Annotated in this window: 14 protein-coding genes; 10 read left to right on the top strand and 4 right to left on the bottom strand. The window is 58.7% G+C overall.

The window, feature by feature from the left end; translation table 11 throughout:
- Positions 1 to 27 precede the first annotated feature (27 nt).
- On the top strand, positions 28 to 198 hold the full coding sequence (locus tag CCGE525_RS38565; protein ID WP_162950261.1) for a hypothetical protein: 171 nt from the start codon (positions 28 to 30) through the stop codon (positions 196 to 198).
- A gap of 159 nt (positions 199 to 357) precedes the next feature.
- Here the strand turns inward: CCGE525_RS38565 and CCGE525_RS32630 are convergent, their stop codons facing one another.
- Together CCGE525_RS32630 and CCGE525_RS38560 are read right to left on the bottom strand one after the other, a co-directional pair.
- On the bottom strand, positions 358 to 1,269 hold the full coding sequence (locus tag CCGE525_RS32630) for a hypothetical protein (RefSeq protein ID WP_120708758.1): 912 nt from the start codon (positions 1,267 to 1,269) through the stop codon (positions 358 to 360).
- A gap of 178 nt (positions 1,270 to 1,447) precedes the next feature.
- Positions 1,448 to 1,591 carry an invasion associated locus B family protein gene (locus CCGE525_RS38560; protein ID WP_162950369.1) on the bottom strand — a complete coding sequence of 48 codons (144 nt, stop codon included), beginning with the start codon at positions 1,589 to 1,591 and terminating at the stop codon, positions 1,448 to 1,450.
- Between the two features lie 102 nt (positions 1,592 to 1,693).
- Between CCGE525_RS38560 and queC the strand changes: the two genes are divergently transcribed.
- The 5 genes from queC to CCGE525_RS32605 all read left to right on the top strand — a co-directional run bounded on the left by queC (position 1,694) and on the right by CCGE525_RS32605 (position 6,019).
- Positions 1,694 to 2,404, top strand: coding sequence for a 7-cyano-7-deazaguanine synthase QueC (gene queC / locus CCGE525_RS32625; protein WP_120708305.1), 711 nt, complete (start codon positions 1,694 to 1,696; stop codon positions 2,402 to 2,404).
- Positions 2,404 to 2,760 carry a 6-carboxytetrahydropterin synthase QueD gene (gene queD, locus CCGE525_RS32620; protein WP_120708304.1) on the top strand — a complete coding sequence of 119 codons (357 nt, stop codon included), beginning with the start codon at positions 2,404 to 2,406 and terminating at the stop codon, positions 2,758 to 2,760. Before queC ends, queD begins: the two co-directional genes overlap by 1 nt.
- Positions 2,757 to 3,494: a 7-carboxy-7-deazaguanine synthase QueE gene (gene queE, locus CCGE525_RS32615; protein WP_120708303.1), complete on the top strand. Its 738-nt coding sequence runs from the start codon at positions 2,757 to 2,759 to the stop codon at positions 3,492 to 3,494. Before queD ends, queE begins: the two co-directional genes overlap by 4 nt.
- A gap of 225 nt (positions 3,495 to 3,719) precedes the next feature.
- Positions 3,720 to 4,712: a FecR family protein gene (locus CCGE525_RS32610; protein ID WP_120708302.1), complete on the top strand. Its 993-nt coding sequence runs from the start codon at positions 3,720 to 3,722 to the stop codon at positions 4,710 to 4,712.
- Between the two features lie 359 nt (positions 4,713 to 5,071).
- Entirely contained in the window at positions 5,072 to 6,019 is a 948-nt protein-coding gene (locus CCGE525_RS32605; RefSeq protein WP_120703185.1) for an IS110 family RNA-guided transposase, read from the top strand.
- Between the two features lie 36 nt (positions 6,020 to 6,055).
- On the opposite strand, the gene CCGE525_RS32600 is transcribed toward CCGE525_RS32605, so the two are convergent.
- Positions 6,056 to 8,233 carry a CHASE2 domain-containing protein gene (locus CCGE525_RS32600; RefSeq protein WP_281024667.1) on the bottom strand — a complete coding sequence of 726 codons (2,178 nt, stop codon included), beginning with the start codon at positions 8,231 to 8,233 and terminating at the stop codon, positions 6,056 to 6,058.
- Positions 8,234 to 8,574: 341 nt separating this feature from the next.
- The gene (locus tag CCGE525_RS32595) at positions 8,575 to 9,150 is read right to left on the bottom strand and encodes a TetR/AcrR family transcriptional regulator (protein ID WP_120708301.1); all 576 of its coding nucleotides are present in this window, start codon (positions 9,148 to 9,150) and stop codon (positions 8,575 to 8,577) included.
- Between the two features lie 105 nt (positions 9,151 to 9,255).
- Between CCGE525_RS32595 and CCGE525_RS32590 the strand changes: the two genes are divergently transcribed.
- From CCGE525_RS32590 to CCGE525_RS32575, 4 genes are all read left to right on the top strand, one after another.
- A complete protein-coding gene (locus tag CCGE525_RS32590; RefSeq protein ID WP_120708300.1) occupies positions 9,256 to 9,942 on the top strand; it encodes a glutathione S-transferase family protein in 687 nt (228 codons plus the stop codon).
- Positions 9,943 to 10,139: 197 nt separating this feature from the next.
- Positions 10,140 to 11,096 carry a BadF/BadG/BcrA/BcrD ATPase family protein gene (locus CCGE525_RS32585; RefSeq protein WP_120708299.1) on the top strand — a complete coding sequence of 319 codons (957 nt, stop codon included), beginning with the start codon at positions 10,140 to 10,142 and terminating at the stop codon, positions 11,094 to 11,096.
- Entirely contained in the window at positions 11,093 to 11,959 is an 867-nt protein-coding gene (locus CCGE525_RS32580; protein ID WP_120708298.1) for an amino acid ABC transporter permease, read from the top strand. Before CCGE525_RS32585 ends, CCGE525_RS32580 begins: the two co-directional genes overlap by 4 nt.
- Entirely contained in the window at positions 11,956 to 12,741 is a 786-nt protein-coding gene (locus tag CCGE525_RS32575) for an amino acid ABC transporter ATP-binding protein (protein WP_120708297.1), read from the top strand. The genes CCGE525_RS32580 and CCGE525_RS32575 overlap by 4 nt, the downstream gene beginning before the upstream one ends.
- Positions 12,742 to 12,785 lie beyond the last annotated feature (44 nt).

Raw genomic sequence — 12,785 nt, 5'->3', positions numbered from 1 at the left:
GCTAATGTAGTTATCAAGGAGGCCTCGATGCAAGAGCGTGATACCGTGCGGAAGGAGATACCCGCACACGTAGTCGATCGTTTGGAAAATGAGTGGCGGCTGGTTCAGGCCGAGCGCTCACCATTAAAGCCCGTTCCGAAGATCGACGGAACCGATGACATCATCTCTGCATCCACCGACGACCTCAACATGCGCTGAATACCATCGATCATCGCTCTCGGTTATCCTCAGATGGTACGAGGGAAGCCCCAGAGTTGGGGGGACAGCATCCATTTTTCGAATGCGTTATTGTCACTATCCAAATTGATCGGACCCCGATGTGCAGGGGGCCAGTCCCAGCCTGGCCTCCGCTAGCTTTTATGCGGAAATTGCAAGCGCGAGCGCGAGAAGTTCTTCGCCAGTTTTGGCTGAATGGTCCGGCTGATCGAGAACTGCCTGGCTGACGGTGTCGACGATCGCGTATTTCTCGGCTTGATAGTTCCAATATTCCGAGACGAAGTTTCGGGAAAGCCAGAAGCTGCTTTTGCCCGGAGCGCCGAGCCAACCGACGCTTCCGAGTTCTGTTGCCTGCTTGAAAAGCCGCTTCAGATGAGCACTCGAAATCATGAATTGGCTCTGGATGATTTTCGGTGAGATCGGGCCAATCAAGACTTTGTCCGAGCTGGGATCGATCTTGCTGATTCGGGAGATAAGGTAATCCATCACCACGCCACCGGAGGTCGCCCAGTTGAACAGAGCGAAGGTCACGCCGGGATTCCTCAGGCTTTCGCTGTCCAGGATCATCTTGGCGATCACAGGCTGCATTTGTAGAACTGCGCCGGCGCTGGCGGTCGTTCTGGCCATCCTGTCACCGCCGTCCAGCGCATCCAGGACGAGCAAATGCGTATAGATCCAGCGGGCCATGTAGTCATTGGTCGTCTCGGTGGGCTCAAGCAAGGTAATGCGGCGGTCGGAACTGCCGGCGGTAGGTCGAACGAAACGATAGGCAATCATTTCCTTCAGGAAGGCTGCCGCCGTATTGCGGCTCGCGATTTTGTGCTTGACCGCGAAATCAACAAACCGACCCGAATAGAGTGCCGGCACGGGGTCATCCGGATAGCCGAGAAACAGGGCGTAGCCGGCATGCGCCAGAAGCCATCTCTGCTGCGCAGCAAAAATCGAGGCTATGCGAGGGTGCTCATCGTAGATCGCCATAAGTTCATGTGCGCTATGTAATATAGCAGACAGAAAGTTCTCGTTTTGGCTGAGCTCTTTTGCTGTGAAGGCCATTGGCGCCAGCATTCTTTCATTAGTTTAGGATAAGCTAAGTCTTTGTTGTAATATAATTATGTTCCCATAAATACCAAAGTTTTGCTTGTCTTTCGAGATGCGTTGTTAAGCTTAAGGCGTCGAACACGATATGTCGCGAAGTATTGTTCATGCTATGATTGTGACGGCGCAGGCAGCGCTACTTGTCGTCGCGGTCTGCGGCTTTCGTCGCTGCGAACGCTTCTGGAAAGCCGTCGAGCAACAATTTGATCGGCATGCTTTTCCCGTCCGGAGTCGTCACGGTGACGGTGGCCGCGGCGATCTTATCTGAGTGATCGTGCATGCCTTGCTTCTGACGGGATCTGCTGCTACTGACCCGCCTATAGCTTTTGGAAGGCTAAATATCCGGTCGCAGCCCACCCGGTCAAAACAAGGGATCCAAATTATGAAGACTATCGTGATCTGCTCCGGCGGATTGGACTCCGTTTCGCTGGCCCAAAAGGTCGCCGCGGAACATCAACTCATCGGACTCGTTTCGTTCGATTACGGACAGCGGCATCGCAAGGAATTGGATTTTGCCGCCGCCTGCGCCAAGCGCCTCAGCGTGCCGCATCATATCATCGACATCACCGCCATTGGCAGGCACCTGACCGGATCGGCCCTGACGGACGATGTCGAGGTGCCGGATGGACATTATGCGGAGGAAACGATGAAGGCGACCGTCGTTCCGAACCGCAACGCAATCATGCTCGCAATCGCCTTTGGCCTTGCGGCCGCGCAAAAGGCGGATGCCGTAGCCGTTGCCGTTCATGGCGGCGACCATTTCATCTATCCGGATTGCCGCCCTGGCTTCATCGATGCCTTTCAGCAGATGCAGAACCACGCTTTGGATGGTTATGCCAGCGTTTCGCTCTATGCACCCTATGTGAACGTCTCCAAGGCAGACATCGTGACCGACGGCGTGAGGAACGGCACGCCGTTTGCCGACACCTGGTCTTGCTACAAGGGTGGCATTCGTCATTGCGGCCGTTGCGGCACCTGCGTCGAACGGCGCGAAGCTTTCCATCTCGCCGGCGTCGAAGATCCGACGGAATACGACGATCCGGATTTCTGGGTTGCGGCGACGGCAGGGTTTTCGGCTGAGGAGGTGAAGTGATGTTCCGCATCACCAAGCAATTTCATTTCTCCGCCTCGCATCAACTCAGCCACCTTCCCGCCGATCACCAATGCGCCCGGCTGCACGGGCACAATTATATCGTTGAGGTGGAGCTTTCGGCTGCTGAACTCGATGCTGACGGCTTTGTCCGTGACTATCACGAGCTTGCGCCGCTGAAGCGTTACATCGACGAGCGTTTCGACCACCGTCATCTGAACGAAGTTCTCGGTCACGACCGGGTGACGTCGGAATATCTGGCCAAGCACTTCTATGACTGGTGTAAGCAGAGGCTGCCCGAGACTTCGGCGGTGCGCGTCAGCGAGACGCCGAGGACCTGGGCGGAATATCGGCCATGAGCGAGGCGCGGGAGACCCGGATTCGCGTCAGCGAAATATTCGGACCGACTATCCAGGGCGAGGGAATATTGATCGGCCTTCCTACCGTGTTCGTCCGGACCGGAGGCTGCGATTACCGCTGCTTCTGGTGCGATACGCTGCATGCGGTCGACCGCGACTATCGCGACCAATGGCAGCCAATGTCGGTCGACGAGATCTGGCAAGAGGTGACCCGACTCTCTGGCGGCAAACCGCTGACGGTCTCTCTTTCGGGCGGCAATCCGGCGATCCAGCCGCTCGGGCCGCTGATCGCCCGCGGCCATGATCACGGCTACAGCTTTGCTCTGGAAACGCAGGCAAGCATCGCCAAAGAGTGGTTTGCCGATCTCGATGTGCTGGTGCTCAGCCCAAAGCCGCCTTCGAGCGGCATGGCAACGGATTGGGATGCCTTCGACGACTGTCTTCGTCAGGCGGCCGATAGACCGCAGATCGCGCTGAAGATCGTCGTTTTCGATGACCGCGATTATGCCTATGCTCGCGATGCCTCCGCCCGCTATCCGCGCTTGCCGGTCTATCTGCAGCCCGGCAACCACACGCCGCCTCCGCCCGAAACAGATGACGCAGCGATCGATATCGACGGCATCTTGGATCGGATGCGCTGGCTCGTGGACAGGGTGACGGCTGACGGATGGTTCGAGGCGCGGGTTCTACCGCAATTGCACGTTCTGCTTTGGGGTAACAAGCGCGGCGTTTAGCATGGATGTTTGTTTCCGCACGTCGACATAGACCCCGACGATCCAAACGTAGTGGTTGTGAAGTGGAGTTTTCAGATAATCGCGGAAATAAACTGTATCGGAGTTTAGTTTCGGCCAAAAACCTACCCGCCAGTGGCGCCGGCTACATACATTATACTCAGAATGGATGATGGGCGCCAACGGCTATCTTATGGTAAAACATAGATAATCTTTGTGGGGGTCTGGATGGTATATCTGCGTGACGCCGCAATTGCTGTGCTGAGCGTCACGCTGTTCGCTCCGCTACCTTCGAAAGCCGACGAGAAGGTCGGCGAGGCGGTCTTGATCAAAACTGAAGTCTCCGGCGCAAGCGGTCCGATGGCGGTCGATGATCCGGTCCACCGGGACGAGCGAATTCGCACGTCCATTTCCGGTCTTGGTCAGTTCACATTTCGAGATGGCACGAAATTGGCTGTCGGAGCCGGCTCCTCGGTGACCATCGACAAATTCGTCTTCGACGACTCGGGTTCAGTAAAAAAGCTCACCATTAACGCCGCGAAGGGCACTTTTCGCTGGATGAGCGGAAACTCAAACCACTCGGCCTATCAAATCGTGACGCCGGCGGGAACGATCGGTGTGCGCGGAACAGCGTTTGATTTCTATGTCGGCCCCAACGGCACGACGGCGGTAGTTCTGTTGAACGGCGCCGCTCAATTTTGCGGCGCGGGCGGCTGCAGGCAATTGAAAGCGCAATGCGACTGCGTGGTCGCCAAACGCAATGGCGAGATAAGTGATCCGCGCCGGGTCAATCGCGATATTCTCAAGACGCTCGGCAACCAGCGCGCCCTACCGTTCCTGTCCGGCGATCAAAGGCTTTCGGGAAGAATGGCTTTTGCCGGCGGCGGCGATTGTGGCCTATCGACCGCGATGAGAGACCGGCCAAACGGTACACCCCAACGCAGCGCTCCAGCCACTAGTCCCGCTCCGTCACCGCCCGACACTCCTAGTGCCCCCAGTACACCGAGCGCACCTGAATCGCCACGTGCCGAGGCGCCGGCCGCGCCCAGTACGCCCCAAACACCTAGCACACCGGACGTTCCAAGCCCGCCGAGCACACCTGACAAAGACGACGGCGATGATCATGATCATCACGGTCACCATGATCATCGCGGTCATCATGACAGCGACGGCCATGACGGCGATCATGGCGACAATGGTGGCGGGGATCACCATAGGTAGCCCAAAGCTATCTGAGCCCCGAAATCCTGTCCGCTTTCAATGATTGCGGTTACGGGCACTGGTTGCAAAATCAGCTAGAGCGGTTCAGCGTTTCGCGGAATCGCTTTCCCGCTCTATCCCTTTGTTTTTACGCATTCCGGACGGAAAACCGCTTGTCTTATGACTTTGTCTTGTTTTGAGGCGACAATGGATTGCCGCCTGTGGGCCTGAACACCCACAGACGGCGGGAGGGGTGGGATCGAGAAACCGCTGGTTTGACAGAACCGTTGCGCAGTAGGATCGCCCCTTTCTTTTCCATGAGGCCTGAACGGATAGCCGGGCTTTGACGGCCCGCATGACAAGCATGGGACACGGAAAAGATGGCTCATACGATAGCACGAACCCTCGGTATCGACATCTCGAAAGATCGCCTCGATGTCCATCTCCTGCCGGACGGCATCGACAAGCAGTTCCCCAACGACGCCAAAGGGCTGCGGGCATTGATCCGCTGGCTGTTGCCTTACGCGCCCGAGCGCATTGTCTTCGAGGCGACCGGCGCCTACCATCGGCGCCTCGAACGCATGCTGGCAACGGCGGACCTGCCCGGCGTCAAGGTGAACCCGCAGCGCCTACGCGCCTTCGCCAAAGCCTGTGGCCGGCTGGCCAAGACGGACCGCATCGACGCGCGCGTCATGGCCCGGTTCGGCACATTGATGGCCCCGGACATCCGGCCAATGCGCAGCCAAGTGCTTGATCTTCTCGCCGAACTGCTCGCCGCTCGCCGCGCGCTCGTTAAGGACCGGAACGCTCTCCTGCATCGGCAGAAGAATGTGACCATCCCCCTGCTGCAGCGCCAGGCCGAGCAACGGCTGCGGCAGGTCGACGCCCAAATCGAGGCTGTCGATGCCGAAAGCCGTCGATTGATTGCCGCCGAGCCGCAATTGCAGCGCCGTCTCGACATCCTCACCAGCATTCCCGGTATCGGGGCAACCTGCGCCCTGGCGCTGATTGCCGACATGCCGGAACTTGGAACACTGGCCAACAAACAGGCCGCCAGCCTGGCCGGTCTCGCGCCGGTCGTGCGACAGTCCGGCCAATGGAAAGGCAAAAGCTTCATTCAAGGCGGCAGGACCCAGCTTCGCCGCGCCCTCTATATGCCGGCCCTCGTCGCCATTCGCTTCAATCCACCCCTCAAGAGCAAATACCAGCAACTCACCGCCGGCGGAAAAGCCGCCAAGGCCGCCATTACCGCCATCATGCGAAAGCTCGTCATTCTCGCAAACGCACTCATCCGAGAGGATCGATTTTGGACACCTGAACACGCTTGACTAAGACGGATACTGCGCACTTTTCCTGGAATTGCTCTAGGTATCGGCATGATCGGCTCTATCTGCATGCTCATCGGCGAAGTGCGCGGCTCTGTGCGAGATATGGCCATAGAATTCCTGCAGCAACCCTGCTGCCGCGGCCTGCGCCTTGAGTTTTGCGGCGCCGATCAGTTTGCGGGTGCCCGTCGAGTGTGTTCGCAAGGCCTCGACAAGCCGCTTGTGCTCTGCGTGAAGTTCAACAAATTCGCCGGATCTTGCCAGACGTGCATCACCGATCACCGCAAAGAGCTTGGTTCGCATGCTCTTCCCCTTCAGCATTAGCGCTCCCGCTTCGAGCAGTGCGCAATCGGACAGCAGCTTTGCCGTGGGTTCGGACACCAGAACGTCGAAACTGATGTCCTTGCAGGCGGATTCGATTCGCGCGGCAATGTTCACGGCATCGCCGACTGCAGAGTAATTGAAGCGGGTCTCCGCACCCATATTGCCGACGCAGGCAAGCCCGGTATGTATGCCGATCCCTATCGCGACTTGTCGCTCATCTCCGAAGCCGAACGCATCGCTGCTGTTGAGGCGAGCAAGCGTCTCACGCATGCCCAGCGCCGCGCGCACGGCCTTGCCGGCATGGTCTGGCACATCAATGGGAGCGTTCCAGAAGGCCATGATCGAATCCCCGATGAACTTATCGAGCGTGCCGTCATTCGCGATGACATGGTGGCTCAGCGCATCTAGCAGCGTGTTGAGAAATGCGACCAAGGCGCTCGGCGTCATCTGCTCGCTGATCTGCGTGAAGTTTCGCACATCGACGAACATGACGGTCAATTCGCGCTCGTCTCCCCCGAGACGCAGGGCATTGCGCGTATGCTCGATGCGATAGAGCAGGGAAGGTGAAAGATAATGGCCGAAGGCCCGCCGCACGTCGCGCCGTTCCCGGTCTGTCACGAGAAAGCGGAATGCCGTCGCAGCGAAATGCGTGATCGATCCGGCGACGATCGGTGCCAGCGGGTCGAAGAGAAGGCCTGCGTAGAGAAAGGCGGTCCAGGAGGCGACGAGGGCGAGAAAGGTAATCAGCAGACCGCAGGCGAGCGCGACTGCCGGAGTGACGAAGGTGGTCAGGATTACCAAAAGGCTGCCCAGCACGGCGATGGACAGGATTTCCAGACCGTCTGCCCAGTCCGGTCGGGAAAGGAAGCGGCCTGAAAGGATCTGCTCGACGATCTGCGCGTGCACGGAGACACCCGGTACGTTTTCGTCCAGAGCGGTCGTGCGGATATCCTGCAGGCCAGCGGCAGATGTCCCGACGAACACGATGCTGCCTTCGATGGCGTTTTTGATATCGGCGGAGACGTCTCCTGTCGCGAGCACTTTGCTTGCGGAAATATATCTTTCTTTGGTGTCGGGGCTGACATAGAGCCAGAGCTCGCCCGCCGCGGTTACCGGCACCACGAAATCTCCGATCTTGACCCGCGTTATGGTGTTCGGCGCGTCTGACGCACTGTCCAGTATGTAGGTGGAGGCTCCCTGCGCAACCCGGAGTGCCTCGATCGCAAGGTTGGGGTAAAGCTGCTTGCTGTCGCTGAGGAAAAGCGGAACCGCGCGCACCACCGCGGACGAGGCGCCCGGATTGAGGCTGATATGCCCGATGCCGGCGGCGTTGGCTTCCAATTGCGGCTGCAGCGGTGTCGCGGCCTTGATCGCGGGCGGCGCACCGAAAGGACTTGCGCCAGTGTAGGCAAAACCGGCTTTGACAGGCGGCAGATAGTTTCCTTCGTTGGAGAGGCCGAAACCCAGCACCACAGGCCGTCCGGACAGTGATTTGGCAAATATCTCATCATTGTCAGGCAATTGGCCAAGCAGCGCCGGATCAACGCCAGGGACGTCGCGAACGACATTGCGAGGCGACAGGCGATCGGGCTCTGCGAAGAGCACATCGAAAGCGATAGCGGATGCACCCATGCCGGAGAGCCTGTCGACAAGGGCGGCAATCCGATTTCTTGGCCACGGCCATTGACCGAACTCGCGCAGCGATGCTTCGTCAATGTCGACGACCCGCACAGGCAGGTTCTCGAAGGTCCGGGGCACCAGGCGCTGATACTGGTCGAATGTCAAATTACGGGCGAGCCTTAGAAACTGGGGATCGCTTGCCCGCAGGATTGTCAACGCCGCGACAATCGCCAAGCCGATAACGACGCCAATCTGCTGCGCGCGTGTCACCATTACGATGTCGATCCCCTTCGTGCCAGCGTTCCTGGCGATAAGTAGCATGCGAAAGAAATACTAAGGTCTATTGGCCTGCCGCCGCGCCAATGAAGAATATGCTGCCTTGTTCCTGTGAATGACGCAATGATCAAAGTATCGAGGAGGTACAGACAAGGCTTCTGTGTGATCATGTCTAGCATGCGTCTCGCAGGCGCGCTCGCACGGCCTCCGATCTGTCGCTATCGATCAAGCCGATCTTTGAAATAGAAGTGACGGTGCCTGGATGGGGTCGGCGGGCATATTGCCGTAGCTCCTCGGTAGAAGCAGGTCACATGTGGGATTCACAGCGCCGGGCGCGCTTACGGAATGAGCCCTGTCTGCCGATAGGTCTGTACCGTCCGGTCGTAGATCGCGATGTCGCGACATCCGCGGGCGATGAGCTGTGCTCCCTCAATGGCCGCAAAAATCGCCATCGCGTGTTCGTTCAAGACATGCTCGGCCGCGTCAGGGTTTGCCAGTTTCAAAACGCGCGCGAGCCAGGCGACGTTCATGGCAGCGAAATTATCGACCTCGCTTCTCACCTCTGGGGGTAGATCATCCAATTCCGCGCTCATGATGCCGCACAGGCACATGCGATTTTCATTGGCGAGCGCCGCGCGAAAAACTTCAGCATATCGATCCATGCACCATTTGGGATCCTGGGATTTGACCAGCAATTCATCGAGATAGGTGGCGCCGTCCTCCGTATAGCGCCGCGCCAGTGCAGCCCCGAGAGCGCCCTTTGTCGGAAAATGATAATGCACGCTGGCGCTCTTGATACCGACATCCTTTGCAAGCTCGCGAAAACTCAGCGCGTTATAGCCGTGCGCCTGCACCGCCGCCTTTGCCACCGCCATGACCGCTTCGCGCATATCGGATTTCGTCTTCGCCATCATTGGTCCTCTGTCTATCACCCGATAGATAGTTATTGACTACGAAAAAGGGAAGCGATAACTACAGCGCTGTAGTCTATCTATCGATAGATAAAGAAAGGCAACGTCATGAAAATCTTCGATCGCCCCGGTTTTCCCAATCCGGCTCGTATTCGCATCGTTCTGGCAGAGAAGCAGCTCGAACCGCAGGTGGAGTTTGTTTCCGTCGACCTCATAGCCGCCGAGCACAAGCAACCTGCTTTCCTTGAGAAAAACCCCTCCGGCGTTCTGCCCGTGCTGCAGCTTGATGACGGCACCTTCATTGCCGAATGCACGGCAATTACCGAATATCTCGACAATCTCGATGGCGACCCGAAGCTGACTGGAAAAACGCCAAAGGAAAAAGCTCTCATCCATATGATGCAGAAAAGAGCCGAAACCGAACTGCTTGATGCGGTCGGCAACTATTTCCACTACGCCACGCCCGGCTTAGGCCACGACCTGCAGACGTTCAAGAGTCTGGAATGGGCCGGCCGCCAGGAGTGGGGCAATCGTCAGCGCGACAAGGCGCTCAACGGCATGAAATATTTCAATACGGTTCTCGAGAGCCAGCCATTCGTTGCCGGCGACGATTTCTCGATGGCTGACATTACGGTCTTTGCGGGCCTGATGTTTGCCGACGCCGCCGGCGTCGCCGTGCCGGAAAGCTTTTCGCCATTAATCATCTGGTGGGCGAAAGTCGCCGAATTGCCGAGCGTCAGCAACCGCAGCGGCCAGATGTTCGTTGCGGAGGATTTGCGCCGGCTCGGCTTTTGATGCACGCAATCTCGCAGGCCAAATTCCAGGTTGCGTCCACTATTGCTTGCTCTCCCACAAAGGCGCCGCTTTAAGCGGCGCCTTTGCTCGTGGGAACGATACTCTCATGAACGACCCCGCCACCGTCGCGTCGCGTCAAAAACTGCCTTGCGCTAAAAATTTAATTAGGTAAGTTACCTAACGAAAGCGAGGCGAGCATGATCGTTGGAATAGACATAGGCGGCACGAAGACCCACCTGATGGGCGAAGACGAACATGGCCGCATAGGGGAGCGGACGCTTGCCACTTCGGAATGGCGCGGAAGGCGGGAGGCCGAGCGCGACGCGTCGATGCTCGTCTCCCTCATCAACGGCATGGTTGGAGATCGTACGCCGGCGGCCGTGGTCGTCGGCTCGCACGGTTGTGACACCGATGAGGAGTGCTCGAGCCTGCAGGCGCAGCTTGCCGGTCAACTCTCCGGCACAGTGCTCGTTTTGAACGACTCCGAACTGCTTCTGCCGGCGGCCGGAAAACCAGACGGCATATCCGTCATTTCGGGGACGGGCTCGATCGCGGTTGGCCGAAATCGAAATCGCAAGATGATCGCTGCAGGTGGCTGGGGCTGGTATCTCGGAGACGAGGGGAGCGCGAGCGGTCTCGTCCGCGAGGCGGCCCGCGCCGTCCGCGGGTCTCTCGATGCCGGTGGGGCGCTCGATGGCCTTGGGCGTGCGCTGATGGACGCACTCGCCATCAAGAGCCCGGTCGAATTCGGGCGCGCGCTCAGCGACATAGGCTCTGCCGCAGGCATCGGTGAGCTTGCTCCAATCGTCTTTCAGGCGGCGGATGACGGTTCCTCCCTTGCATCTGGCGTGATCGAATATGGCGGCGAAACGCTTGCCCTGCTTGCCGCACGGCTGATTGCTCGGGGCGCGAAGGAAAGCGACGTGGTCACCGGCGGCGGTGTCATCACGCGGCAGCCGCGCCTCTTTGAAGCGTTCAGCAGAGCACTCGCGAACAAAGCCCCAAAGCTCAGTCTCACCCTGCTGAAAGAGCCCCCAGTCAAAGGGGCGATCCTCCTCGCGCGCCGGCTGGCGACCGGTGAACGCCCGGCGTCGCTGCCGTTGCCGCATGTCGCGGGCAAGGTTGAAACCACCGATGATGGGAGAGCAGCATGACCGCGCAAAAGATCATTCCCGCTCGCAACTGGGGCCAGAGAGCTGCTGCCACGCTGCTGATCCTAGTGGTTGGCCTGCTGGTCTTCATGGTTGCTACGAGCCGTCACATCAACTGGTCGGCCATACCGCAATACATCTTCGATGAAACCATTTTGGACGGCATCCGGCTGACGATCCTGTTCACTGTGCTGTCGATGATCATCAGCATCATCGCCGGTGCGATACTCGCGACGATGCGGCTGGCGTCCAATTCCGTCCTCTCAGGCTTTGCGAGCCTCTATATCTGGTTCTTCCGCGGGACGCCGCTGCTCGTCCAGATCATCTTCTGGTTCAACATCCAGCTATTCATTCCAAGCATCGACATAGGTTCGTTCCATCTGGACACCAACGCCATCGTGACGGCTTTCGTTGCCGCGCTGTTGGCGCTCAGCCTCAATGAGGCTGCCTACATGGCCGAGATCGTCCGCGGAGGGCTTCTGGCTGTCGACAGCGGCCAGCATGAAGCCGCCAAGGCGCTTGGCTATACCCCCGCGCAGGCAATGCTTCGCATCATCTTTCCGCAGGCGCTGCGGGTGATCATCCCGCCGATCGGCAACCAGACGATATCGATGCTGAAAACAACCTCGCTCGTTTCCGTCGTCGCTGCGCAGGATCTGCTGACGCGTGCGCAGAATATCTACGCCAAGAATTTCCTGATCATCGAACTGCTGCTGGTCGCCAGCATCTGGTACCTCGTGATGACGACGATCGCATCCTGCATCCAGTACGTCATCGAGCGACGGCTTGGCAGATCCACCCATCAGACACCAGTCGGGTGGCGCAATGCCCTACGCCTGATGCGCGCCGAAGGGAGCAACGGATGAGCGCCCCCGAAAACACCTTGTCGCCACTGATCGTCGAGGCAATCGATGTTCACAAATCCTTCGGCGTGCTCGACGTGCTGAAGGGGATCAATCTTTCCGTCCGCAAGGGCGAAGTCGTTTGCCTGCTCGGTCCGTCCGGCAGCGGAAAATCCACTTTTCTTCGGTGCATCAATCACCTGGAACGGATGACGAGCGGACGGATTCTCGTCGATGGTCAGCTCATCGGCTACCACGAACGGGGCGGCGCGCTTCACGAGATGAGCGGAAAAGAACTTGCCGTCCAGCGTCGCGACATCGGCATGGTCTTCCAGCGCTTCAATCTTTTCGCGCATCAGGACGTGCTGACCAACATTTCTCAGGCGCCCGTTCTCAACCGCGGCCAGCCGCGCAATGAGGCGCTTGCCCGCGCCCGGCAACTCCTCAAGATGGTCGATCTCGAAGGCCGGGAGGGCGCCTATCCCTACCAACTGTCCGGCGGCCAGCAACAGCGTGTCGCGATTGCCCGGGCGCTCGCGATGAACCCGAAGCTGATGCTCTTCGACGAGCCGACCTCGGCCCTCGATCCGGAGCTGGTCGGGGAAGTTCTCAATGTCATGCGCAAACTCGCGGCTGATGGCATGACCATGATCGTGGTCACCCACGAACTCTCCTTCGCGCGCGACGTCGCAGATCGCGTGGTCTTAATGGACCAGGGCATCGTCGTGGAGGAAGGACCGGCGCGCGAGGTTCTCGACCATCCAAAACACGAGCGAACGCAAGCATTTCTCAGGCGGATGCACTGACCGGTCGGCAGGCATTGGCTCGAAAGGCCGCACGTCCTCCACGT

This window comes from Rhizobium jaguaris (assembly GCF_003627755.1).
Lineage (GTDB): Bacteria > Pseudomonadota > Alphaproteobacteria > Rhizobiales > Rhizobiaceae > Rhizobium > Rhizobium jaguaris.
The sequence above is the reverse complement of the archived record's forward strand: the minus strand, read 5'-3'. Positions and strand labels throughout refer to the sequence as shown.